Origin of the sequence: Candidatus Contendobacter odensis Run_B_J11, assembly GCF_000531125.1 — a bacterium.
Taxonomy (GTDB): domain Bacteria; phylum Pseudomonadota; class Gammaproteobacteria; order Competibacterales; family Competibacteraceae; genus Contendibacter; species Contendibacter odensensis.
In genome coordinates, this window is record NZ_CBTK010000060.1 from 1 (window position 1) to 24,299 (window position 24,299).

General features: G+C 59.6%; 18 protein-coding genes and 4 pseudogenes. 13 read left to right on the forward strand and 9 right to left on the reverse strand.

Annotated elements, in window-relative coordinates:
* Positions 1-316 (forward strand): annotated as a pseudogene (locus tag BN874_RS24985) (hypothetical protein); the annotation flags it as partial.
* 133 nt (positions 317-449) lie between these two features.
* Here the strand turns inward: BN874_RS24985 and BN874_RS05070 are convergent.
* The 6 genes from BN874_RS05070 to BN874_RS24230 form a co-directional block, all read right to left on the reverse strand.
* On the reverse strand, positions 450-1,607 hold the full coding sequence (locus BN874_RS05070; protein WP_051497439.1) for a response regulator: 1,158 nt from the start codon (positions 1,605-1,607) through the stop codon (positions 450-452).
* A gap of 7 nt (positions 1,608-1,614) precedes the next feature.
* Positions 1,615-2,805, reverse strand: coding sequence for a response regulator (locus BN874_RS05075; RefSeq protein WP_051497440.1), 1,191 nt, complete (start codon positions 2,803-2,805; stop codon positions 1,615-1,617).
* Positions 2,806-2,826: 21 nt separating this feature from the next.
* Positions 2,827-4,602: an ATP-binding protein gene (locus BN874_RS05080; protein ID WP_051497441.1), complete on the reverse strand. Its 1,776-nt coding sequence runs from the start codon at positions 4,600-4,602 to the stop codon at positions 2,827-2,829.
* Between the two features lie 129 nt (positions 4,603-4,731).
* Positions 4,732-6,288, reverse strand: coding sequence for a DUF5691 domain-containing protein (locus tag BN874_RS05085; protein WP_034431323.1), 1,557 nt, complete (start codon positions 6,286-6,288; stop codon positions 4,732-4,734).
* Positions 6,285-7,625: an SWIM zinc finger family protein gene (locus tag BN874_RS05090; RefSeq protein ID WP_034431324.1), complete on the reverse strand. Its 1,341-nt coding sequence runs from the start codon at positions 7,623-7,625 to the stop codon at positions 6,285-6,287. The genes BN874_RS05085 and BN874_RS05090 overlap by 4 nt, the downstream gene beginning before the upstream one ends.
* 139 nt (positions 7,626-7,764) lie before the next feature.
* Positions 7,765-7,929: a hypothetical protein gene (locus tag BN874_RS24230; RefSeq protein ID WP_154724751.1), complete on the reverse strand. Its 165-nt coding sequence runs from the start codon at positions 7,927-7,929 to the stop codon at positions 7,765-7,767.
* Between the two features lie 75 nt (positions 7,930-8,004).
* Here BN874_RS24230 and BN874_RS05095 point away from each other — a divergent pair.
* A pseudogene (locus BN874_RS05095) lies at positions 8,005-8,337 on the forward strand (sulfate ABC transporter substrate-binding protein); the annotation flags it as partial.
* A 20-nt stretch (positions 8,338-8,357) separates the two neighbouring features.
* A pseudogene (locus tag BN874_RS05100) lies at positions 8,358-8,621 on the forward strand (pyridoxal-phosphate dependent enzyme); the annotation flags it as partial.
* A gap of 76 nt (positions 8,622-8,697) precedes the next feature.
* Here the strand turns inward: BN874_RS05100 and BN874_RS05105 are convergent.
* The gene (locus BN874_RS05105) at positions 8,698-12,510 is read right to left on the reverse strand and encodes a hypothetical protein (RefSeq protein ID WP_034431327.1); all 3,813 of its coding nucleotides are present in this window, start codon (positions 12,508-12,510) and stop codon (positions 8,698-8,700) included.
* 76 nt (positions 12,511-12,586) lie between these two features.
* Here BN874_RS05105 and BN874_RS26345 point away from each other — a divergent pair.
* From BN874_RS26345 to BN874_RS05130, 6 genes and pseudogenes are all read left to right on the forward strand, one after another.
* Positions 12,587-12,661: pseudogene (locus tag BN874_RS26345) on the forward strand (aminotransferase class V-fold PLP-dependent enzyme); the annotation flags it as partial.
* A 189-nt stretch (positions 12,662-12,850) separates the two neighbouring features.
* Positions 12,851-13,855, forward strand: a complete 1,005-nt coding sequence (locus BN874_RS05110) for a sulfate ABC transporter substrate-binding protein (RefSeq protein WP_051497442.1) — start codon at positions 12,851-12,853, stop codon at positions 13,853-13,855.
* Between the two features lie 14 nt (positions 13,856-13,869).
* Positions 13,870-14,688, forward strand: coding sequence for a sulfate ABC transporter permease subunit CysT (gene cysT, locus BN874_RS05115; protein WP_230314338.1), 819 nt, complete (start codon positions 13,870-13,872; stop codon positions 14,686-14,688).
* Positions 14,689-14,690: 2 nt separating this feature from the next.
* The gene (cysW, locus tag BN874_RS05120; RefSeq protein WP_034431331.1) at positions 14,691-15,581 is read left to right on the forward strand and encodes a sulfate ABC transporter permease subunit CysW; all 891 of its coding nucleotides are present in this window, start codon (positions 14,691-14,693) and stop codon (positions 15,579-15,581) included.
* An 11-nt stretch (positions 15,582-15,592) separates the two neighbouring features.
* Positions 15,593-16,681 (forward strand): sulfate/molybdate ABC transporter ATP-binding protein, encoded by a 1,089-nt coding sequence (locus BN874_RS05125; protein WP_034431332.1) that lies wholly within the window; start codon positions 15,593-15,595, stop codon positions 16,679-16,681.
* Positions 16,678-17,616: a CysB family HTH-type transcriptional regulator gene (locus BN874_RS05130; protein ID WP_034431333.1), complete on the forward strand. Its 939-nt coding sequence runs from the start codon at positions 16,678-16,680 to the stop codon at positions 17,614-17,616. Before BN874_RS05125 ends, BN874_RS05130 begins: the two co-directional genes overlap by 4 nt.
* Before the next feature lie 49 nt (positions 17,617-17,665).
* Here BN874_RS05130 and nudB read toward each other — a convergent pair whose 3' ends face one another.
* Together nudB and aspS are read right to left on the reverse strand one after the other, a co-directional pair.
* Complete coding sequence (gene nudB, locus BN874_RS05135; protein ID WP_081756156.1) at positions 17,666-18,148, reverse strand: dihydroneopterin triphosphate diphosphatase; 483 nt, start codon at positions 18,146-18,148, stop codon at positions 17,666-17,668.
* Between the two features lie 51 nt (positions 18,149-18,199).
* A complete protein-coding gene (gene aspS / locus BN874_RS05140; protein ID WP_034431335.1) occupies positions 18,200-19,969 on the reverse strand; it encodes an aspartate--tRNA ligase in 1,770 nt (589 codons plus the stop codon).
* A gap of 367 nt (positions 19,970-20,336) precedes the next feature.
* On the opposite strand from aspS, the gene BN874_RS25385 reads away from it, so the two are divergent.
* The 4 genes from BN874_RS25385 to BN874_RS05155 all read left to right on the forward strand — a co-directional run.
* Positions 20,337-21,206, forward strand: a complete 870-nt coding sequence (locus tag BN874_RS25385) for a hypothetical protein (RefSeq protein ID WP_230314339.1) — start codon at positions 20,337-20,339, stop codon at positions 21,204-21,206.
* On the forward strand, positions 21,122-21,373 hold the full coding sequence (locus BN874_RS26350; protein WP_420886107.1) for a YcgJ family protein: 252 nt from the start codon (positions 21,122-21,124) through the stop codon (positions 21,371-21,373). The genes BN874_RS25385 and BN874_RS26350 overlap by 85 nt, the downstream gene beginning before the upstream one ends.
* Before the next feature lie 132 nt (positions 21,374-21,505).
* A complete protein-coding gene (locus BN874_RS05150; RefSeq protein WP_051497443.1) occupies positions 21,506-23,587 on the forward strand; it encodes a GspE/PulE family protein in 2,082 nt (693 codons plus the stop codon).
* A gap of 27 nt (positions 23,588-23,614) precedes the next feature.
* Positions 23,615-24,299: prepilin-type N-terminal cleavage/methylation domain-containing protein (locus tag BN874_RS05155; protein ID WP_034431337.1), on the forward strand; the 685-nt coding region annotated here is incomplete at its 3' end.

Below are 24,299 nucleotides of genomic sequence, written 5' to 3' on the forward strand. Positions count from 1 at the left end.
CAACCGCTGTGTCCAGACCCTGGCCGCTGAACTGCCGCTTCTGCTGGACGGCATTCGTGGGGCGCTGGCCGACAGCACCCTCGCGCCCGTTGCCGTGGACGCGACCCGCCTGGCCGCAGTGCTGGCGCGGCTGGAAAATCTGTTGGAGGTGGGGGATATGGCGGCTAACGAACTGGCGCGCACCGAGGAACCGCTATTGCGCGCCGGGCTTGGCGCGGCTGGGGACACCCTGTTGCGCCGGATTGCCGACTTCGATTATGAGGCGGCGCTGACTACCCTGTGGGCGGAGCGGGAAAGCGGCGCCCGCCATGACTGAGGAGAGTCTCGAAAAACCGGTTCATGGTTCGACAAGCTCACCACAAATGTAACCTATTGAATATGAAGAAGCCGTTCGCACTGGGCTTGTCGAAGTGTGGAGTTTTCGAGGTTTCCTGAGGGCGGGCGGTGGTTCAACCGTCCTGGACCAAATCAGCCGCCATAATAATTTTCACTGGTGGCAAATCCTCCGCATCCCTCAGATTGCACAACCGCTCCAGCAGTCCCGGCGTCACCTCAGTCCCGCGCGTGACCAGCAAGGCGCCGCTTTTTCTGCGAACGTCCTCAACGAACACCATGCCCACCTGGAGCGCCAGAATGGAGATTTCCTTCTTCGGCGATCCCTGCTGATCGGCGGCGGGGCTGCGAATGGCGACCAAGGCGTTGAGCAAGGTTGGATCGTACCGTCCAGCCCGGCCACGCAAGGTGTCGAGCGCCCGTGGCGCCGGATGGCCCTGATTGATCAGGGCATCGAAGTCACCGACGAGTTTCAGGATCGGCCCGCCGACGTGGATGGCGTCGAGTTCGGCCGGATTGAACCGATACGGTTTATCCTGATTTCTGAGGATAGCCAGCACTGCTTCCAGCCGGGGAATGCCACTGAGCAATTGCTCGGTCACCGCCGGCACCCGCGCCACCATCGCCCGCTCCTTCTCGTTCGGAATCCCACCTCGATACAGCTTTTCCAGGGTCTCGTTGGGTAGGATGATGCAGCCAATCTGCGACAACATGGCCGCCACTTCCAACGGCCATACCGCCTGGTGCAGCCCGATTTGTTTGGCCAAATCCACGGCATGGCGCTTGAGGCGGTTGGCGCGGCCAAAGGCGACCGGGTGGGTCAGGGACAGAATATCGGTCAGGGTCTGGATCACACCGCGCAGGGTTTGCTCCAGCAACACCCGTTCGGCAGTGATCAACCGGTGTTGGGCGATCCCGGCCTCGAACGCCTTGAGCAACACCGGCGGCGGGCAGGGTTTGGTCAGGAAGCGGAACAGTTGACCCTCGTTGACTACCGCAATGGCCGAGTCGAGATCGGTTTGGCCGGTCAGTAACATCCGCGTGGTATCGGGACTGCGTTGGCGGACTTGACTCAGCAGCGCCGCGCCATCCATACCCGGCATCCGCATGTCCGACAGCACCACGGCGAAGGGGCCTTCCCGCTCCAACAATTCCAGCGCCATTTGACCCCCGTTGGCGGTCTGAACTTCATAATGTCGGTGCAAGTGCAGCTTCAACCCCTCCAGCACCTTGGGTTCGTCATCCACGCACAGCACCCGTGGGCGTTCGATCATATTTTCATCACTCCTGATCCAGAGCAGCGCTCTGAGTATTTGCCAGCGCTCGCCAGCCCTCCAGCTTACCGAGTACGCCCAGCGCCGCCAGATAATCGCTATCCAACGGCCCTGGTGGAAGGCCATCGGTCTCGGCCATTTCACCGATCAACCCATTGGCGATATGAACTGCCGCCAACACATCAAACTCGTAGGGGGGCGCGGTTCGGGGTTGATGGTGATAGGCCGCCGCCTCGATGATCGGATACGGCAAACCCCATAAACCCAACAGATAGGCGCCCACTTCAGCGTGCGATACTCCCAACAATTCCTGCTCCATTTGCCACAGCGGCCGTTGGCGCTGGCGGGCCAAAGCCCGCGCCTGCCGCGACGGTTCCGGCATCCGCAACGCCAGCACCAGTTTGCCGATGTTGTGCAACATGCCCGCCATATAGGCGTCATCGGCGCGGCGTGAATCGGCGATGATCTGGCGAGACAGGCTGGCGACGCGCAGGGCCTGTTGTTGCAAAGCCTCGAACGAAAAACCGGCCGGTTGCTCGCTGGCGTTAAACACCCCGATGGTCAGCGCCAGATTGCGCACCATGGTAAAACCAAGGTAGCACACCGCTTCCTCGACATTGGTAATGCGCCGGGCCAGCCGGAAGAAGGCGGAATTGACGATTTGCAGCAGCTTGGCGCACAGGGTCATGTCCTGCTGGAGCAAGGTGGCTACGTCCCGCGCCTGGGTTCGGTCCTCGGCCAAAGCCTGCGTGAGTTGCTGGTAGACCTGTGGCAGCGCCGGCAACTGCTGGATGCCACCCACCGCCTGCTGGATTTTCGGATCATCGATCAGCGTCTGAATCTGACAGGTCCGCTCGATCACGTTTTCCAGTTGCTCGGCATCGCAGGGCTTGCTGAGAAACTGATGGACCACCGGAAGGGCTTGCATCACCATCTGCACTTCCATGTGGCCGGACAGCACGATGCGCACGGTGTGGGGATACTCGCGTTGCACCCACGTCAGCAGCGCGGCGCCGTTCACTTCCGGCATCAGCATGTCGGAAACGATGACATCGAAACGCTGGGTCTTGAGCAGTTCCAGCGCCGCCGGGCCGCCGGGGGCAAAGGTCATGTCCCACTTGCGGCGATGGCGGCGCAGCAAATTCTGCAACCCTTCCAGCACTCGCGGTTCGTCATCGACAAACAGGATGCGTTTCATGGCGGGTGGTACTCCTCGTTGTCAACCGACCGGCAGTCGAATGTAAAAGGTCGTGCCTTGTCCGGGCGCGCTGTCGAAATGCAAGGTGCCCTGGTGTTTGTCCACCACGATGGAACGGGCGATGGCCAAGCCTTGGCCGCTGCCCTGGCCCACCGGTTTGGTGGTGAAGAACGGATCGTACACCCGGTCGCGAATCGCCGCCGGGATACCGCCGCCGGTGTCGGCGATGGTGATTTCCACCTGGTCGCCGTCCAGCCGGGTGGAAAGAGTGATTCGGCCCCGTTGCGGGCTGTCGCGCACCACGTCGGCGATGGCGTGGGCGGCGTTGACCACCAGATTCAGAAACACCTGATTGAGATCGCTCAGGTAGCACGAAACCGGCGGCAGTTCGCCCAATTGGGTCTCCACGTCAGCGACATATTTGTATTCGTTACGGGCGACGATGAGGGTGTTCAGGAGGGCTTTGTTGAGATCGCCCGGACTTTTTTCCCGCTGATCGGGATGGGCAAATTCCTTCATGGCCCGCACGATGCCGGTGACGTGGCCGATGCCTTCCAGGGTGCGCTCGAAGGCGGGCGGCACATTTTCCCGCAGATACTCCAGATCGGCCATCTCCTCGGCGTCCTGGATCGCGGCGGCCAGTCCCGCTTGCTCCGGTTGTTGCGCCAGCACTGCGCTGCCCTCCCGATAACAGTCGAGCAGGGTTTGTAAATCATCAAAGGCGGTTTGGAGAAAATGGACGCTGTCGCCGATGTACTGAATCGGCGTGTTGATCTCGTGGGCGATGCCGGCGGCCAGTTGTCCAACCGCTTCCAGCTTTTGCGCCAGGCGCAGTTCCAGTTCCATGTGCAGGCGACTGGCGATTTCGGCATTGAGCTTGGCGTTAGTCTCGGCCAGGTTTTCCTGGGCCTTGGTTAACGTCTGTTCGGCTTGTTTGCGCTGGGTCACGTCGCGGGTCGTGCCGCGATAGCCAACGAAGCGTCCCGATGCGTCGAACAGCGGCTGGCCGTTGGTGCTGAGCCAGTGCTCCCCGGACGCCGTCTTGACCCGATACTCGAAATCCCGGAACGGCTGGTGGGCTTCCAACAGGGCGCGGTGCGCCGTACAGTCGGCGGACCCAGAATCAACGGACAACTCCCAGCGCGTCTTGCCCAAGAGTTCGTCGGCCGCGATATTGACACGCGCCAATCCGTCGGAAAAAAAGGTGAACCGGAACTGGTCGTCCTGTTCCCAAAACCAGTCCGAGGCCATGGCCAGCAGCGCTTGGAAGCGGGCCTCGCTCTGCCGCAGGGCGTCCTCCGTCTGTTCGCGCTGGCTGATTTCCCGATGTAATTGTTGGTTAGCAGCCTGTAAGGCCGCAGCGCGCTCCGCCACCCGGCGTTCCAGGTCTTCGCCGTGTTTCCGCAGCAAGCGGTTGGTCCGGCTCAATTCCAGATGATTGCGCACCCGCGCCAGCACCACCGGTGGTGAAAAAGGCTTGTGGATAAAGTCATCAGCGCCCAAGGACAACCCCTGCTCCTCGGCCTCGATGCTGTTCAGAGCAGTCAGGAAAATGACTGGAATCTCGCGGGTGGCCGGGTCGACCTTGAGTCGGCGACAGACCTCGAAGCCATCCAAATCCGACATCACTACGTCGAGCAGGATCAGGTCAGCGCTGCCTCCCGCCGCCAGGTAATCCAGGGCTTCCTGGCCTGCGTTCGCCGTATGAACCGCATAGGCGGCGCCCAGCAGATCCTCCAGGATGAGCAGGTTATCCGGCTGGTCGTCGATGATCAAAATATGGCTGCACGAAGACATGAGCACGCTCCCTTACCCACCGGCGGATTGTTGTCAGGACTTTCGCTTGCTGTGCTATAGAATGGGCAGCTTGCCCGTTTTAATACGGGCAAGCTGCCCAGCTTCACTTGGAATTACTCACAATCAACATCATTCTAGCGGGAAAATCTGGTGAATCAGCGTCTGGCGCTGCTTGACGACGGCCAGCACCCGCGCTGCCGTTTCAGCGACATAGGGGTGGCTATCCGCCTGATCGATGGGCCAGCCCTCAGCGGCTTCGGCAAGGATTTCGGCGGGAAACAGGCAGATAAACTCGATCAGCGAAGTCCGCAGCGTGTAATCCCATCGAGCAAAATCCTGAACCAGATTATTCTTGATAATCTGGAGCGCCCGCCGGGCGAAATCGGGCGACAGCATCGGGCTATCGAGCGGCAGCGATGACGCAATCCGCGCCAGCAGCTCGCCATGCGAAAGCTGTTTCGCGCCGTCTTCGAACAGGCGCAGCCAGTGCGATTCGCGGCGCGACGCGGGAAGCACCGCGATCAATTCAAAAAGATCGGGCTTCCACTTCTTGAGCGGCAACTGATCCAGCAGCGCCTCCGCCCAAGCGGCGTTAAGCTCGCGGGTCAATGCCTCATGCCAGGCGCGCAGCAGGGCCAAGCTCCAATCGCTGCCTTTAGCCCACTGAAGCAGTTCAGCGGCGGACATGACGGTTTGCTGTTCCCACCAGGCCAGCGGAAGGACGCGGGCGATCTGATACAGCCACCACGCCCGCTCCCCCAGCGCTTCGCTTTGCACCCGATTTTCCTTAAGCGCATCCTGTTTCCAGTCCGCGCCGAATTGCTCCGGCGGTTCCAAGGTCAATTTCCGGCGCAATAATTTCCGTTCGTTCTTCAGGCCAGGGGTCAGCCGTTCGATCATGCGCTGGACATAGCGGCTGTCAGGCAGCATCGCCAGCAAGCTCGCGGCGATTTGCCGCACCTCTTTACTGCGGTCGCGCAGCAGGTTCTCGACAAAATCCTCATCGTCCGCGCTCAAACCCATGCGCATCGTTTCCAGCAGCTTGGCGCGTTCGCGGGCGTCCATCTCGCCCATTGCCGCGCTCAACAGGGTGCGGGCTTGCGCCGGATCGCGGCGGCGAGTCCAGCCGATAAACTGCTGGCGTTGTTCCAGCGTGCCGGTTTCCCAGCTTTGCGGGTCGGGTGTTTCATCGCTGCTGGGCGCGAGATAGCGCCATTCTGGATTCAGATCAGCCAGCCAGCGCCCACGCTGCCCGACCGCTTGCGCCATGAACGGCCGTAGCGCGGAACTGCGTTGGCCGTGTTGCAACAGGCCGATCAGCAGACGCGGCGGCATCCCGTATCCAGCATCGGCCAGTCGCCGCAACGCTTCCACCCGCAACCGTTCGGGACCGTCGTCGAAAATATGCCGCAAGGCGGAAATCAGGGATCGATGGGTCGGAATCCGCCGGGTTTCAGCGGGACAGACCGCCATTGCCGCTTCATCTGATAGCGCAGGCTGATAACCGGCCAAGGCGCAAATGCCGATAGCCCCGGCGGCGCGCAACACCTGAGTTTCCGCCACCGGAGTGGCGTTGGCGATGTCGATCAGCAGTTCGCCAAGCAATCCCGACGCAGCGGGCAAAGTGGGTTGCCGCCGTTCGACGCCAATCAAAACCTGGGTGGAAAGTTCGCTGAGCAGGTTCATGTCGCATCCGCCTTTTCCCGCCAGACCAGATCGTGAGTCCAAACACTGAGCGGGCGCAATGTTTCGCCGTTCCACTCACCGAACAGGGTAATCGGCGATCCGCCGCTTTCTGCGACCAACGGCCAGGCCGCTTCATCGGGCAGATGCAGGGGCAACTGCTGCCCGGCCACGGTGCGCAGCCGCCAGCCGGCTTGGGTCGGCGTGGGGACGCCATCGCTGATCAACAGCGATTGCGGCCATTGCCAGGGATTGGCAGAGACGGCGGCAGCCAGATCCGCCAGCGCGGCAGCCAGCGTAACAACCGGCATCTTCTTGGCGTTCGGCGCTAACTGCGGGGTGTCCACGATGAGGGCCCGCAACGGCGCGGCGCTGGGATAGAACGCCAGACTCATGGTTAAGGCGGCGCCGGTGACGATGCTCAAGTCGAAGCGGCGCGTACCGTGGGCATAATCCAGCAGCAGCGCCCGGCGACCGGAGTGCTGGCCGTGCAGCCAGACCCGGCGCACCCACAAGCGATCTTCTTCATCCACGCTCTGCCCCAGTACCCGCCAGGTATCGGCGATCCGCTCGCCTTGGGCAACCACGACCGTCTTGTCGGTCGCCAGCCCCAAAGCGGTGCGGACATCGGCCTGTACCGGTTCCGGCAACTCGCTGATCCGGCGGAAAGCGTCAATCAGCAGTTGCAATTGGCCGAAACGGGCCAGCAATCGCGTCGGCCAATCGTGGCCGCGCCCGGCCACCCATTCCAGTTGCCGTAGCCGAAAAGCTAAACCAGGCAGTTGCGCATCCACCATTCGCGCCGCGATCTCGCCCCAAACTTTGGGTTGCGCGGGCAATAGAGCCAACCCGTGACGCACATGATCGGCCAGCCACCGCTCCAACTCGTCAATGCCCGCGTTCATCCGCTGCTGCCGGACCGCTTCACGCTTGGCGGCGGCTTGCGGATCGGCGGGCGCTTCGGGAGTTTCAGCGGCGGCCTTGACCTTTTGCTCCTGTTTTTCGGCGCGTTTCTGCCGGGACGCCAGCCATTCAGCGACCCAGGCCGGAAGCTCAACGCCTTGGGTAAAACGGGCGGTGTGCTGCGTCCACAGCAGCATCAGCGCCAAGCCGTGCTTGCAGGGGAATTTGCGGCTGGGGCAGGTGCAGCGGAAAGCCGGTTCGGACTGATCGATCTGCACCTGATAAGGCTTTGATCCGCTGCCCTGGCATTCGCCCCATAAGACCGCTTCGGTAGCGCCCAGATTCGGCCATTTGGCGGGAACGACCAGGCCTTTAGCGGCCTTGGCCGAGGCGGTATCGGGCGCGAGTTGCAGGATTTCGTCAACGCTACGCGGCATGAGCGGGATAGCGACCGTGTTGTTGGTTGGAATGATGGACTGATTTTATCAGGGTTCTGGCGAAAAACCCTGAGCTGGCTGCGAACCACTTGTCGTTGGCTCCGGGTCGCTGGCGATTGCAGCGGATAGCAGGTTTTTTTCAGGTGTTGCGGTTTTCTGGCGCGAAAATGGGTTTTTCGCCTAAAATTGGGTTCATCGGCTTTTCTTGGCCGGGCTGGAGACCGAAAATGTCCTCCGCAGGAATTCCTCCTGTAAATTTTCCTGTGATCGGAACTGTGGGGCAGGCAGATAAAATGAACATCACCTATTGAGATCAACGGGTTGAATTCAGTTAACGCCCTAGCCTGACGCTACCAGCCCTCACCATCACAGGAAAATTTACAGGAGGGAAAAATTCGAGATCGTGGTGCCGTCGCTGTCGATTCTGGCCGAGCCGCCGGTGGCGGTGGTGGACACGGTGGTGGACAAGAAAGGGACGCGCAAGGTGGCTGAGGCCTATCTGAACTATCTGTATAGCGTGGAAGGACAGAATATTGCGGGTAAGAATTTCTACCGCCCGCGCGATTCCAAAGTCGCAGCCGTGTACGCGAGTCAATTTCCCCAGGTGAATCTGTTCACCATTGACGAGGTGTTCGGCGGCTGGCAGAAGGCGCAAAAAACCCATTTCGCCGACGGCGGCGTGTTCGATCAAATCTATCAGCCCAGCCGCTAACTTATTGGAGTCATTGAGTTATGCCGCATTGGCACCAAGACAATTCCCATTCCATCGGACGCACCCCGCTGGTCCGGCTCAACCGGATCACGGAGGGCGCGCCCGCTACGGTGCTGGCGAAGATCGAAGGGCGTAATCCGGCCTATTCGGTCAAATGCCGGATTGGGGCCGCCATGGTTTGGGATGCGGAACAGCGGGGTCTGCTGGGACCGGGCAAGGAACTGGTGGAGCCGACCAGCGGCAATACCGGGATCGCGCTGGCCTTTGTCGCCGCCGTGAGTGGTACCTGAGTTTCTCATTGTTTGAGGGGGTGTTCGATGCCAATGGACTCGGTGTTTGAACCCGAGCTCGGGCAGGGCGCTAATTGTCGAACGGGTCTCTTGATGCCTGTCTTTCCGCATCCCGCTTATATGAGTCAGACAATTCCCTGAGAGTACGGGCCAGACGATGGTAGCCATAAGCCTCAACTTCTTCAGCTTTAGTCCGATAACTTTCAGCCAATTCTCGTTCTGCTCGTCCGGCTGTCCATGAGTGAACTCCACGCGAGTTGAACAGTGCGGTGCGAAAACCATCTCGCATAGGCTGGGCATCCTTGGCATTGAGCGCCCGTGCAGCGGCGTGATGTATCCAAAGACCATCGGGATCGGCAGGGGTGTGAACCAGCGCTTTGCCAAATGTTGAGAGCGCAATGTCTAAATGGCCGGATTCCGTACAACTTGCTTTGACCCTCTCCAACCATGCGGTCAGCACATTGCCATCAAACGCCCCATCCTTCTGGCTACCTGGAAGCATCTTCCACTCGTAAAGCAGGTGATAGGCATTGGTCGCCATATTCTTTTGTTGTTCCGTTGGTTCTTCGACGGGGCGATCTTCCTTATCGGATCGAAAAATAAGCCGAATGGCCTCGCAGAAAAAATCGGGATCGTCGGCCAATTGCTGTCCCAATAGCTTGGGAGACGCGCCCCGGTGTTCATTGAGAAGTGGCAGAAACGCCCATTCGATCTGGAAAAGATCGGCGGGATTTGTATTTGGATCGTCTTGTAGCACCTTGATGATTTCGACGACAGCGTTCTGATCTATCGCTTGGGCAGTTTCTGAAGAATGAAGCATTTGAAGTACGCGAACGATTTGCTGACTATTCAGAGGCCCCTTATCGTATCGCAATCGCTCAAGACAACGAATCGCTTCATGTGGCCGACCATGTTCGACTAACCGGTCTATAGCGAGTTCGAGATTTTTTTCAGCTTGATAGGGGTTTACATAGGTTTTTGCCCAATAGGGAGCTTCATTCTTGCCGAAATTTTTCGCCAACCTACCCCAAGTTTCTTCATTAAAAGGTAAATGAGCGAATAGTTGCGCTTTTTCTGATAGCGTCCAATCCGACATATTCATGCCGTCTATCCACGGCCAGCCCTGGATGCAAAATCTTCCACAAACGAAGCCAGCCGCAAACTGCGCTAAAGATTTAGCTGCTGATTCCAGCATTAAAGGCAGAATATCTGCATCGCTATCGAATTCAGTGATCGCTCCAAATGCGATACCTGCTTGCCAAGCTGATCGCACGGATTGAGCGAATTTAAAAACCGCTTGCATGCCACCGGATAAATAAATTTCTTTAATGGCTTCTTTCCGCTGATCATCAAGCTTTTTCCGTTGCTCTTCCCAGCTATCCTTTTCTTCGTAAAGCTCAAAATCATGCTCTGTGAACAGCCGTTCGTGGAGATATATGGGCGATTGAGGAGCAAGACCTTCGGTAATTGCCTCAATTTCATCGACCACTTCCGATTTCATGGCCCAATCGGTATCCGCGAATTTCCGGTGCTTTGAAATCAAACGGGTAAGCTCGTTCCAGACTCGAAGCCGCTCCGCCTCCGACATCGAAATCACTGCGTCCGAACGCAAATGGGCGAGAATCTGCTGGTATGCAGACGGTGGGAAATTGTCAAGGCGGTCAATGAGGTTGGCGAGCTTGGCGATGTCTTGCTTGGCCTCACCGACGGCCAGTTCCGCATAAGCGGCGGTTTGTTCCCAATACTCCTGATGCGTTACGCCCTTCGACCAGTCATCGGAGATCATCTCCCGCCATGCCGGTTTGCGCGAGCCGGAAGAAAATTGATGTGTATTTGGCAAAAGAGTTAGTAGCAGTTTCCAGGCAACATCCGGCAACTCATCCAAGAGAGTCGCCACGGCAATCTTTCTCTTAGTTACCGGCGCGCAAGTTTGCGGCAGCCAGGGTAAGAGCATGGTGGTAAGCGAGTTGGCGGGACGATTGCCCCAGTTGCCTCCGGGGTCTCGCGTAGCTAACTCACCGAGGAGCATGACGACGCGGGTCAGATAGTCGGCATCCCAGGCCAGAGTTTCAAGTGCCCACAGCAAGCCAGTCATATAGTTGGCACCGCCCATTAAGCCTTTACCTTCCTGTTTAAATACCCAATCGAAGGGGCATGGATCGCTATCAACAGCCTTCGCGACGGCATCCAGGAACTCTCGGGGAGCGGCTTCGGCTAACAAAGGCAAAAGGTTGTTCAGACTGGCCCAAAGCACCGAATCTGCGCCCGCCAGGATTTCCCGCACCGCCAGCATGGCGGTCGTTTCAGCCTTATCGAAAGAGCAGGAGGTCATCGCCTTAGGATGGCTACCGAGGAGCGCGAGGCTTTCCGCCAGGCCGTTTCGCAGCCTTTGGGAATGGCTTAGCGTTTTACCGTGAATATTTGCCATGTATCGCTCATCGGGAGGCAGATCGAACTGCGGATCGCGCTCGTGTAGAACAGCAACAGCGGTTTCCTTCAGCCTGTCCAAATGCTCATCGAAAAGTCGCGACCCCAGCGCATACCATGCTTCGTAGCGAGCAACGACTTTCCAGAAACCATCCCGTTGAATCAGGGGAGCGCCCGGACGCAACGCGGTTTCACGCATTTTTCCGATCCACTCCTTATAGACGTTTCCCGAGACTTGCTCCACGACGGCTTTATCGGCTTCTGATCGCTCATTCCAACCGCCAAGTAGCGCCGCAATGGCGAGTTCTGAAGCATCCCCGCCTTGCGCCCATTCCGGCATCAACGAGAGGTTTTGGATGCATCGGAGCAAGGAGTTCAGGTTGCCATCGCTTCTTTGCGCCAAATTCCGGGCGTGTTCTTCGTTGTAACCCGCTTTTTCCAAAGCTTCCTTAATCTGGTAATCCTTGGCATTTCTTAAATCGACTCGATTTGGATCGGGACGCCCGCCACGCATCCCGCCGAACACGACCGCATGTCCCGCCCGTTTCGCTTTTTCCAGCAACCGATGTGAACTTGATGACTCGGTGTCATCGAGATCGAAATCCGCTATTAGTACGTGGCGTTCCCTAAGCGCAGTTACCGCCTCCCAGGCTTCCGCACCCGACAGGATGAGACAGCGGCCCACCGCTTCTACCTTGGTCTCTTCATCCAGGGACGCCAGATAGGCGACCACGAAATCCGCCGCTTGCCTGGGATAGCGGGTATCCAGCCTCAACCGAAGCAGCGTCCCAGAAAATACCTCTTTTAACTTTTCACGCGCCTCGTCCCGATTGGCAAGAAATACATGCGGCGTGAGCGGTGGTGGGTCGCCGATGGTTCTCAATGTGGCCCAACGTTGCTCTGGTGTCTCCATTTGCTGAACTGGCAACCGCATTGCATCCGCCAGCCATCGTTCGATAGCGGGAAAATGATGCAGCCAGTCGATTAGTCCGCAGCCGTCTATAACGCGAACATCCCTCCAAGCGTTTTGCCCGCGACGTTTTTCAAGCCAGTTGGCTTGTTTATCCTCTTTCCATGTGTACTCCCAGTCTCTTCTTCCCGATGAAGGCGTAACAAAGATGGACGTCGATTCGCGTCTGATCTCCTCGGGCGTTGCGGCTGTCAAGCCATTGTAATCACCGGTCGCTTTTTTGCCGGCATCCATATTGGTTCCAATTTCCCAGAACGATCTTCCTTCCGGCACAAACGGATCAAAGCCGAAATTCGTATTCAAAACACCATCCGGTCCGTGTTGTCCGATGCTGTCTCCGAGTGGAAAGCGCCGCTCCTTGGGATTAGGAGCCGACGCCGCAACCAGCCGCCAGACCAGTTCAACAATCACACCCTGAGCCTCTCTCGCGTTGCCGCGCACCCAGTCATCGAGGCTATTTTCGGTGATGCTGCTGTTGTGGATCATTGTGAAATGTTCCCTATCGAAATTTCTCCAGACTTTACGGCAATTTCACTGTGCGAGAAATAACGTAACGCCATGTTTCAAAGCGGGCACCGGCAACATCGCCGACGCGGTCGGCCTTGGCGCGGCGCTCGACTATCTCGAACGGATCGGCGCGGGCGCAACGCACGGCTGGTCTAGTTGACCCGTGAGCGGAAGCAGAACCGGACCAAACCCGGTTTTGCTTCGCGGCTCCCTCCCGCCATTGCAGAAAATCGCATAACGATTGCGCAATATCTTATTTTCCATTATTCCCATTCGTTTTTAGACTTCGACTTGGTTATAACTTTTTCAGAGTCTGTCGATGCCCTTCTCGCCCCGCATAGTTCGCGCTCTTTTGGCGGGCGCCGCCGCCCTGTGGCTCGGCGCCGCTCACGCTGAGGTCACCCTGCTGAATGTCTCCTATGACGTAACGCGGGAGCTGTATAAGGACATTAACCCCGCCTTCATCGCGCAGTGGGAGCAAACCAGCGGTGAGCGCATTACGGTCGAGCAATCCCACGGCGGATCGAGCAAACAGGCGCAGTCGGTCGCGAATGGTCTGGAAGCCGATGTGGTGACCATGAATCAATCCACCGATATCGATCTGCTGGCGCGCAGCGGGCTGGTTCCGAATGACTGGCGGCAACGCTTGCCGCACCACAGCGCACCCTATACCTCGACCACCCTCTTTCTGGTGCGCAAGGGCAATCCCAAACAGATTCGGGACTGGGACGATCTGGCCAAACCGGGCATCGCGGTGATCGTCCCCAATCCCAAGACCTCCGGCAACGGTCGTTACACTTATCTGGCGGCCTGGGGCTATGCGGTAAAGAAGGGCGGCGACGAAACGGCGGCGCGCGATTTCGTGACCCGGCTGTTCCGCAACGTGCCGGTGCTGGATGGCGGCGGACGCGGCGCCACGACGACCTTTACCCAGCGCGATTTGGGCAATGTGCTGGTGACCTTCGAAAATGAGGCGGTGCTGATCCAACAGGAATTGGGGAGTGCCGGCTTTGAAGTGGTTTATCCCTCGATCAGCCTTCAGGCTGAAGCGCCGGTCGCAGTGGTGAATCCAGTGGTGGATCGCAAAGGGACGAGAAAGCAGGCGCAGGGTTATCTGGAGTTTCTCTATTCCCCAGCTGGGCAGGAGATCATCGCCCAGCATTTCTTTCGTCCGCGCCTCGACGCGGTGTTGCAAAAATACGCGCAGCAGTTCAAGCCGATCCCGCTGTTCACCGTGGATGAGGTCTTCGGCAGTCTCGATCAGGCGCAGAAGACCCACTTCGCCGATGGTGGCGTGTTTGATCAGATCGTAGTGAAGCGCTGATGGGCGCCCGAACCATGCGACGGGTTTTACCAGGATTTCCGCTGGCGCTGGGCTATACCCTGGTCTACCTGTCCCTCATCGTTTTGATTCCGCTCAGCGCCGTCTTTCTGAAAGCCGCAACTCAGGGTTGGGAGTCGTTCTGGGCGGCGATCAGCACTCCACGGGTGGTGGCCTCATACCAGTTGACCTATGGCGTTTCCCTGCTGGCCGCCGCGATCAACGCGGTGTTCGGGCTGATTTTCGCCTGGGTGCTGGTGCGCTACGATTTTCCAGGCCGGCGCATCGTGGATGCGCTGGTCGATTTACCGTTTGCCTTGCCCACAGCGGTCGCCGGCATCGCGCTGACCGCCATCTACGCGGGCAACGGCTGGCTGGGGCAATGGCTGCAACCGTTAGGGATCAAGGTCGCCTTCACCCCGCTGGGGATTCTGGTGGCGCTGATCTTCATCAGCCTGCCCTTCGTAGTGCGCACGGTGCAGCCGGTGCTGGAAGATCTGGAGACCGAACTGGAAGAAGTGGCCGCCAGTCTCGGCGCGGATCGCTGGCAGACGTTCTATCGAGTGGTGTTGCCGCCGGTGCTGCCCGCGCTGCTGACTGGCTTCGCCCTGGCCTTCGCCCGCGCGGTGGGGGAATACGGTTCGGTGATCTTTATCGCCGGCAATGTGCCGATGGTGTCGGAAATCACTCCGCTGCTGATCATCACCAAACTGGAGCAGTTCGATTACCCCGGCGCTACGGCGATTGCCGCCGTCATGCTGGTGACTTCGTTTATCTTGCTTTTCCTGATCAATGGCTTGCAGGCATGGGTCAGTCGCAGACACGGAGGAGTTTAAGCATGGCCGCTCTTGTTGCCAGCCATTGGACCGTCCACTCGCGGCGCTTCGAGACCAGCGCCGCCACCCGTGAACCCACCTGGGTGCGAGGGATGCTGATCACGATTGCACTGGCGTTCTTTGCACTGTTTTTGTTGTTGCCTTTGGTGACGGTCTTCGCCGAAGCCCTGCGCAAGGGCTGGGGGGTCTATTTCGCGGCGCTGGTGGAGCCGGATGCCCGCTCCGCAATTTTCCTGACCCTGCTGGTTACGGCGATTGCCGTGCCGCTCAATCTGGTGTTTGGGGTCGCAGCGGCCTGGGCCATCGCCAAATTCGATTTTCGCGGCAAGCAATTGCTCACCACCTTGATCGATTTGCCGTTCTCGGTGTCGCCGGTGGTCGCCGGTCTGACTTTCGTGCTGCTGTTCGGGGCGCAGGGCTGGTTCGGCCCGTGGCTGGCCGATCACGGGGTGCGGATCATGTTTGCCGTGCCCGCTCTGGTGTTAGCAACGGTGTTCGTCACCTTCCCGTTCGTGGCCCGGGAACTGATTCCGCTGATGGAAGCGCAGGGACAGGAGGAAGAAGAGGCAGCCATCGTATTGGGGGCTTCCGGTTGGAAGACGTTCTGGTATGTGACCCTGCCGAATATCAAATGGGGTCTGATCTATGGGGTGATTTTGTGCAACGCCCGGGCGATGGGTGAATTCGGCGCGGTCTCGGTGGTGTCCGGCCATATTCGGGGGCGGACCAACACCATGCCACTGCATGTGGAAATCCTCTACAACGAATACAACTTCGCCGCCGCCTTCGCCATCGCCTCGCTGCTGGCCCTGCTGGCCTTGCTGACCCTGGTCATCAAGTCCTGGGTGGAATGGCAGGGGCGGCAACAGATGAACGCCGGCCGGGAACTCTAAAAGGCATCGTCATGAGCATTCACGTTCAAAATATCGCCAAGCGGTTTGGGCATTTCGTGGCCCTGGATAACGTCACTCTGGATTTCCCCACCGGGGAATTGGTGGGTCTGCTGGGACCGTCCGGCTGTGGCAAAACGACTCTGTTGCGAATCATTGCGGGCCTGGAATCTGCGGATAGCGGGCAGGTGTGCCTGGAAGGCGAAGATGCCTCTGCCGCCCATGTCCGCGAGCGTCAGGTCGGCTTCGTGTTCCAGCATTACGCGCTGTTCCGGCACATGACCGTGTTCGATAACGTGTCCTTCGGACTGCGGGTCAAGCCGCGCGGACAGCGCCCCGCCGCCGACAAAATTCGTCAGCGCGTGAGTGAACTCCTCGACCTGGTGCAACTGAGCGCACTGGCGAATCGCTACCCAACCCAGTTGTCCGGCGGGCAACGCCAGCGGATCGCGCTGGCGCGCGCCCTGGCGGTCGAGCCGCGCGTGTTGCTGCTTGATGAGCCGTTTGGGGCGCTGGACGCCAAGGTGCGCAAGGAGTTGCGCCGCTGGTTGCGCACCCTGCATGACGCGCTGCATATCACCAGCATTTTCGTCACCCATGATCAGGAGGAGGCGCTGGAAGTTTCAGACCGGGTAGTGGTGATGAATCAGGGTCGCGTTGAGCAGATCGGGACGCCCGCCCAGGTCTATGAACATCCGGCGACCCCGTTCGTCTACGGCTTTCTGGGCGCGGTCAATCTGTTCCACGGTCGAGTGCAGGGTCAGCATCTGCACATGGGCGCGGACCGCTTGCAGGTCGGCCATCACGGCTTTGAAACCGGCGCCGAAACCCTGGGGTTTGTCCGCCCGCATGAATTGGACATCGTGACCGATTTATCGGAACGTTCCGGCATTGAGGCGCGGGTGGAACGGGTGCTGGCGCTCGGTGCCACGGCGCGAGTCGAACTGAGCGGCGCCGGTCTCGACGCCCGCCATCGTTACGAAGTAGAACTGTCACGCGAGCGGGTGGCGGCGTTGAAGCTGGATACCGGACAATGGGTGCGGTTGCAGCCGGCGCGGATTCGGCTGTTCGCCCCCGACGAACTACGGGCGGAAACCGCGTGAATTTCCAGCAACTTAAAATCATTCAAGAAGCGGTGCGCTGCAATTTCAACTTGACCGAGGTCGCCAATGCGTTGTTCACCTCGCAGTCGGGGGTGAGCAAGCACATCAAGGATTTGGAAGACGAACTCGGGGTGGAGTTGTTTATCCGCCGGGGCAAACGGTTGTTGGGGATGACGGAACCGGGCAAGGAAGTGGTGGAAATCGTCAGGCGGATGCTGCTCGACGCCAACAACATTCGCCAACTGGCGGCGCAGTTCTCCAACCGCGATCAGGGCAAACTCTGCGTCGCCACCACCCACACCCAAGCCCGCTACGCGCTGCCGCCGATTGTCGGCCAGTTCAAGGCGGCTTTTCCCAAGGTGCATCTGGCGCTGCATCAGGCCAGTCCCAGCGAGATTGTCGCGAGGCTGCTGTCCGGTGAAGCCGACATCGGCATCGCCACTGAAGCGTTGGCCGATGTGGCTGAACTGGCGGCCTTCGCCTTTTACGAATGGCACCATGCGGTGATTGTGCCGGAGTCCCATCCGCTGACGGCGGAAGCACCGCTCACCCTGGAGGCCATTGCCGACTATCCGATCATCACTTACCACGAAGGTTTTACCGGCCGTGCCCGGATCGACGCCACCTTCGCCCGCGCCGGATTGATCCCCGACATTGTGATTTCGGCGCTGGACGCCGATGTGATTAAGACTTACGTCGAACTCGGTCTGGGCATCGGCATCATCGCCGCGATGGCCTACAGCCCGGCCAAGGACAGCGGACTGCGCCTGCTCGACAATGCGCCTCTGTTCGAGCGGAACATTGCCTGGATCGCCGTCCGCAAAGGGCATTACCTGCGCAACTTCGTCTATCGGTTCATCGAACTGTGCAATTCGGAATTGACCGAAACCACCGTCCGCAACCTCAATGCGCCGCTCGCCGCTATCGATTCCTGATTCGATGCGACGGCATCCGTGTAAAGATGGCATTAGCAGGGATTGGGCTTCAGGGCAGTTGCAAAATAGCGTCCCGGTTGGTCCAGGATGTGACCTTAGCCGCCGCTGCGGCACGGGTCAGCCATTGGTATTCGCTATGTTCGGCGGGATTGAGAACGACCACTCGGCGGCCTGGTAAGTGAACCCGGAACACATGTTCAAGGTTTTCAGCGGCATCCGGCGCGTAGCGCTGTTTCCAGGGCGGCACAATCGGGAAGCGGTTAATGATGCCGCAACTGAGTACTTCCACCTCATCGCCCAGCCCGGTTTCCTCGCGCAATTCCCGCCGCGCCGCGTCCAGCGGATCGGCTTCTTCCCAGTGCAGACTGCCGGTCACCGACTGCCAGAAATCGGGCGGTTGACCGCGCCGCAACACCAGCACCTCGCCGGTCGCGGTGTAAACCACCACCAGCACCGATTCCGGGCGCTTGTAGCGGGAAACCTGGCTCCCTCCTTTGGCAACGGGAGGTTGGGATGGATGTTCAGGGCACACGGCGCAGCCGGTAATCTGCGGTAATCTGCGAAATCTGCGGACACCGGATGTTCAGGGCACACGGCGCAGGCGGATATTGAGATCGCGCAACTGCACTTCGGTCACTGGCGCGGGAGCCTGAGTCAGTGGACAGGCGGCGCTCTGGGTTTTGGGGAAGGCGATCACATCGCGGATCGACTGGGCGCCGGTCATCAGCATCACCAGCCGATCCAGCCCGAACGCCAGTCCGCCGTGGGGCGGACAACCGTATTTCAGCGCATCCAGCAGGAAGCCAAACTTGGCCCGCGCCTCGTCGGGTGCAATGCCCAGCAGATCGAACACCGCGCTTTGCATCTCCTGACGATGGATACGCACCGAACCGCCGCCGACCTCGGTACCGTTCAGCACCATGTCATAGGCCCGCGACAGACATTGGCCGGGATTGGCGCGCATCTCAGCCGGATCGTCGCTGCGCGGCGCGGTGAAAGGATGATGCAGCGCGTTCCAGCGTTGTTCCTTGCCATCCCACTCGAACATCGGGAAGTTGACCACCCACAGCGGTGCCCACTCGCCATGGACCAGACCGAGATCGTGACCAAGTTTGACCCGCAGCGCGCCCAAGGCATCGTTGACTACTTTGGTGGAATCAGCACCGAAGAAGATCAGATCGCCGTTTTCCGCGCCAGTGCGGGTGAGAATTTTCGCCAGCACCTCGTCGGGCAGAAATTTCACGATGGGCGCTTGCAAACCGTCGCGCCCACCGCTGACTTTATTAACCTTGATGTAGGCCAGACCCTTAGCGCCGTAGCGGCTGACGAACTCGGTATAACCGTCAATTTCGCGCCGGGTCAGCTTGCCGCCCTCCGGCACCCGCAACGCCGCCACTCGCCCCTGCGGATCCTGCGCGGCGGCGGCAAACACCTTGAAATCCACCTCCGCCATCAAATCGGACAGCTCGGTCAGTTCCAGCGGGATGCGCAAGTCCGGCTTGTCGGAACCGTAACGCTGCATCGCCGTTTCGTAGGGCATCCGGGGAAACGGATCGGGTAATTCAACCGCCAGCACCTCCTTGAACATCTGGCGGATCATCGCTTCCATCAGATCGGTAATCTGCTGTTCGTCCAGAAACGAGGTTTCGATATCGATCTGAGTGAATTCCGGCTGGCGGTCGGCGCGCAAATCTTCATCACGGAAACAGCGCACGATCTGATAGTAGCGATCCATGCCGGCCATCATCAGCAGTTGCTTGAACAACTGCGGTGACTGCGGCAGGGCGAAAAAGCTGCCAGGATGGGTGCGGCTGGGCACCAGATAGTCGCGAGCGCCTTCCGGGGTGGCCTTGGTCAGCATCGGCGTTTCGATGTCCAGAAAGCCGTGCTGTTCCAGGAACTGGCGCAGGGCGCTGACCACCCGGGTGCGCAACCGCAGCCGTTCCTGCATTACCGGTCGGCGCAAATCCAGATAGCGGTAGCGCAGCCGCACTTCCTCGGAGGTGTCGTCATCGTCCAGTTGGAACGGCAGCGGCTCGGAACGGTTGAGGATTTCGATCTCGCGGGCCAGCACTTCCACCGCGCCGGTGGGAAGATTGAAATTCTCGGTGCCTTCGGGGCGACGGCGCACCCGCCCGATCACCCGCAGCACAAATTCATTACGGACCCGCTCCGCATTGGCGAAAGCGTCCGGCACGTCGGGATCGATCACGACTTGCACCAGACCCTCACGGTCGCGCAGGTCGATGAAAATAACGCCACCATGATCGCGGCGGCGATGCGCCCAACCACAGAGGGTGACAGCCTGATCCAACAGGCTCTCGGTGATCTGGCCGCAATAATGACTGCGCATGGTTTCTGGTTTCCGTCTGGTAAAACAAGGATGAAGGAGTGGCAAAGTCGGATGAGGCCGACCGTCAAGGGCGGAAATAGTACGAATTCAGACCCCTAGCCGCAACCAGTGCTACGAAATGGTCAGGCTTGGATTCGTCATTCGTCGCGGAACTATTGCCGGCGATGCCTGGTTTCCACAACTCAACCAGAGCATCAACCGACCTCAAATAAAGGGTTCTTCGACGGTTCTTGTGGAGCGGGTCTCCCAAGACGTATTGTGGCTCACCGAATCGGCTCGTGGTTAGCTCGATGTCTTTGCAAATCAATTGATTATTGATGAGCTATCCATTGTAAGTAATAGTTGGTAACGTCTAATGAACCACTCTGTGACCGAACCAAGTTTGGAAGCACAAGTTAAGGCTGAATTAGGGCGTATTCTGGACTGTCCAGCATTCCGGGCCGCGCCGAAACTGACTCGGTTGCTGTGCTATCTGATCAGAGAGGGGCTGGCGGGGCGGGTCGAGCGGATCAAGGCTTACGCGATTGCCGTTGATGTATTCGACCAGCCGGCCTCTTTCGATCCACAGACCAACGCTTTGGTGCGGGTGCAAGTTGGCCGGTTGCGTAATCTGCTGGAGCGCTACTACCTGAACGATGGCCGCGCCGATTCGCTACGCATCGAAATTCCCAGGGGCGGCTATCTGCCGTTATTCCAAACCGATCCGGTAATCGCCCAAGTCAATCGTATTCAGCGGGACAGTGATTCGTTGCTGCGGGTGTCCTACGGGCCGGCGCTGGCGGTGTTGCCCTGCCGCAACTTGAGCGGCGACGACCGGCTGAATTACCTCTGCGATGGCATGACCCAGGAACTCATTCATCTGCTGACCCAATGCCGTGAGCTGCATGTGATTGCCCCGGACACCATGTTCCAGTATCGAGCGCGGGGGGCAAATCCACTGCATTTGGGCAACGAACTAGGGGTCGACTACGTCCTGAGCGGTACCGTGCGGATGGGCGACGACCGGATGCGGCTGATCGCCAGTCTGACCGATACGGAAACCGGCATCCGGGTCTGGACCCAGAGCTACGACCAGACGTTGACCATGACCGGTATTCTGGGGGCGCGGTCTATTCCCCGGAAGACGGCATTCTCTGTGATAAGAAGGCGGGCATCTGCGCTGATTCCAGCGGTATCTCAATGGCCTTTACCCAGCAGTTCCTGGGCGACAGGGCTCAGCAGAAGCAGATGGCCTTGATGAAGCAGGGTGGGTACAACCAGACGTACTTCTCCTGTCCGACGGCGTTGCCTGCAACACTGCGGACAAGAAGTGCTACGTTGGTGAATTCGACAGCACGGTCGCCGCCGCCCACACCCGGGCGCTGTTCGGCAGATAACGACCGGATTCTCAGCTTCCACTTTTAATCACTACCCACACCAAGGTCAACGACGATGGCAACCCGGGGCCGGCGCGATCAACAACGCGAGAAGCGCGACCGCGAATCCCTCGAACTTTGCCTGATGCAAACCAGGCTTGAATCAGGTGGAGTCTAAGAAATGACTGAAGCCAGCCACTGGCTTGCCAAAACCGTGCGCGTTCTGCGTCCCGGCATTGAGATGCCGCCAAGCGTCGTCATATCGCAAGACCTCAGCGAGGCCTGGCGGCAGATGACCGTGATTTTCCAGATCACGCCGATGGAGTTGGCTGATTGTGTCGCCAAGACCTTTGGCCTGAAGGTCGGCGCCATGGCTCAGTTTCAACCGAGTGACGCCAGCCTGATTCCTGAACGCCACTGTCGTGAGCTGGGAGTGGTTCAGCTCTGGCTGACCCAGAAAACCGCCTGTTTTGCCGTCGCCGATCCCCGGCTTTCCGATGAGCAGTTAACTCGCTTGCGCTTCGCGGTGGCCAGAAATGTCGAACTGGTCATTTTGCCACCGGATGACATTGATACCTGTTTGACGCGCCTGTTCGCCTCAGCGGGTGGCAGCCAGGGACATAAAACCGCCGTCATTGACCTGCTGGCGAGTGCTTCCTCGACGGATCAACACATCGTCAGGCTGGCCGGCGCACTGCTCCGCTCGGCCATTGACCGCAACGCCTCCGATGTCCATATCCATCCTTTCGTCGGCGGTGGAGCCATCCGGCTCCGAGTTGACGGGCGACTGCGGCGCATCGCCACCATTCCCGCCGAAACGCTCGCGGGATTGGCGCGCTATTTCAAGACCCATGCCGGCCTGGAACCGAACCCGCTCAAGCCACAGGATGGCCGCTTGCGGCTCGCCTATGGTCGGCGTGAAATCGACCTCCGATTATCGATCCTGCCGGCCTACGACGGCGACCGGATCGTCTGCCGCCTGCTCGATCAAAGCCGAAATTTCTCGCTGCAACAAAGCCGGTTCTCTCCCACCGACCAGCAGACCTTGCGCCGCATGACCCAACACAGCGCCGGCATCGTGCTGTTGACCGGCCCCACCGGTTCGGGCAAGACCTCAACGCTCTATGCCCTGCTGACCTCGTTGAACTCGGTGGACACCAATATCATGACCATCGAGGATCCGGTCGAGTACGTCTTACCGGGGATCTCCCAGGTTCAGGTCAACGAAAAGCAGGGCCTGTCGTTTGCCGACACCTTGCGCTCCATCCTGCGCCAGGATCCGGACATCGTCCTGGTCGGCGAAATCCGCGATGGCGAAACCGCGCGCATCGCCACTCAGGCCGCGCTGACCGGTCATCTGGTGCTGTCCACCCTGCACACCAACAACGCCCTCGGCGCCCTGCCACGGCTGCTCGACCTGGGACTCGACGCCAGCATTTTGGCCGATGCCCTGCTTGGGGTGGTCTCCCAACGCCTGGTCCGCTGTCTCTGCGAAGCCTGCCGCCTGCCCACACAGGCGCCCTACTCGCCGAGCGAAACGGAGTTTCAGCGCATCACCGGCGAATATCCGGCCTATCGTCCCGGCGGCTGCGAGACCTGTGACTACACCGGCTTTCGTGGCCGATTGCCGATCATCGAAAGTCTGGAGTTATCGCCCGCGCTGCGCCAGACCATCGTCTCGGGCGAGCGTCGGCTGGAGGAACTGGCCCGCGTCGCGGGGGGATACCGGCGCTCGATGGCGGCCAGCGCCAAGGATTGGCTGGTTTCGGGGCAAACCACGCCCGGCGAGGTGCAGCATGTCCTCGGCCTGGGTTTTTGGCGCGAACTGGCGGTGGAACACGGCGTCAACCCGGAGTCCCTCAGCGCCAACCTGAGTCAGGAAAGCCAGCCGGGGCAACGTATGAAGGTGCTGGTTCTATCGCAGAATGCGGCGTTGGGCGCGAGTCTGGCCGAAGCTCTCCCCTACGGGGTCGAACGGGTGAATGATGATCAGTCCGCCGCTGCCTATCTCAAACAATCCAGCGATGTGATTGGCCTGGTCATCGATGCCGAGCTTGCCGAGAGTCCACTGGAGGTCTGGCTGACCCGCCTCCGCACCCAACTGGCCTGGGCCGGGTTGCCCGCCCTGTTTGTGACCCGGCCACCGCAGATGGAACTGAAGAACCTGCTCGCGAAATTCGACGCGCCCAACGTCGAGCTTGACGACGCGCAACCGCACCTGTTGCAAGAGGCGCTGACCCAACTGCTGCAAGGCAAACACTGAACCCTGGCATTGACCCGGAGAGTTGATATGAAAAAACCATCAGGTTTCACCCTCATTGAGGTTCTCGTTACAGTCGCTATCATTGCGATCCTGGCCGCAATTGGCGGCCTCGCCTACGGGTATTACGTCATCAAGGCCCGCGTGGTTGAGGGGCTTGAATTTGCCGATGCTGCTCGATTGCGAGTGGATATTCCCCTGGCGACAGTGGGCGGACTGAAAAACACTGATCTGCTCGATGCCGGCGGCAAACCGGTCGACATGATGACCGGGCTGGATTGGCGGAATACACCCGCCGCCGCGCCGGGTGCGAGTACCGGCAACGCACCCGTGGGTTATATCCTCGCCGCTATGGATCTGCCGGGATTCGGCAAGAAAAACGTCCTCGCCCTGCAACGTCTGGCCAACGGTACCTGGTTGTGCGTAAGCGCGGCTCAGGTGGGAGCGAAGGATGCCTTGGCAGAACGCTTTCTCCCCTCGACCTGCCTGGGGGCAGCCATGTCCGCGCCCAAGTTAGCATCAGCAACCCCAACCTGCCCACCCGGCCAGGAAATGGTGAGTCTGCCCACCGGTGCGAGCTGTACGCCCCAATGCGCCGCCGGTCAGATTCGCAATAGCGCTAATCCAACCCAGTGCAGGCCCGATCCGGCGACGATAGCCACACCGGTCGCGCCAGCCGCCCCGCCCACGGCAGCGACGGCTCCTGTCACACCCG

Excerpts from the sequence above, each read along its gene's own strand:
- BN874_RS05085 (WP_034431323.1), bottom strand. The coding sequence starts at position 6,288 with ATGAACCTGCTCAGCGAACTTTCCACCCAGGTTTTGATTGGCGTCGAA.
- cysT (WP_230314338.1), top strand. The coding sequence starts at position 13,870 with ATGCGACGGGTTTTACCAGGATTTCCGCTGGCGCTGGGCTATACCCTG.
- BN874_RS05125 (WP_034431332.1), top strand. The coding sequence starts at position 15,593 with ATGAGCATTCACGTTCAAAATATCGCCAAGCGGTTTGGGCATTTCGTG.
- BN874_RS05070 (WP_051497439.1), bottom strand. The coding sequence starts at position 1,607 with ATGATCGAACGCCCACGGGTGCTGTGCGTGGATGACGAACCCAAGGTG.
- cysW (WP_034431331.1), top strand. The coding sequence starts at position 14,691 with ATGGCCGCTCTTGTTGCCAGCCATTGGACCGTCCACTCGCGGCGCTTC.
- BN874_RS05090 (WP_034431324.1), bottom strand. The coding sequence starts at position 7,625 with ATGCCGCGTAGCGTTGACGAAATCCTGCAACTCGCGCCCGATACCGCC.
- BN874_RS05105 (WP_034431327.1), bottom strand. The coding sequence starts at position 12,510 with ATGATCCACAACAGCAGCATCACCGAAAATAGCCTCGATGACTGGGTG.
- aspS (WP_034431335.1), bottom strand. The coding sequence starts at position 19,969 with ATGCGCAGTCATTATTGCGGCCAGATCACCGAGAGCCTGTTGGATCAG.
- BN874_RS05075 (WP_051497440.1), bottom strand. The coding sequence starts at position 2,805 with ATGAAACGCATCCTGTTTGTCGATGACGAACCGCGAGTGCTGGAAGGG.
- BN874_RS05110 (WP_051497442.1), top strand. The coding sequence starts at position 12,851 with ATGCCCTTCTCGCCCCGCATAGTTCGCGCTCTTTTGGCGGGCGCCGCC.
- BN874_RS05080 (WP_051497441.1), bottom strand. The coding sequence starts at position 4,602 with ATGTCTTCGTGCAGCCATATTTTGATCATCGACGACCAGCCGGATAAC.
- BN874_RS05150 (WP_051497443.1), top strand. The coding sequence starts at position 21,506 with ATGACTGAAGCCAGCCACTGGCTTGCCAAAACCGTGCGCGTTCTGCGT.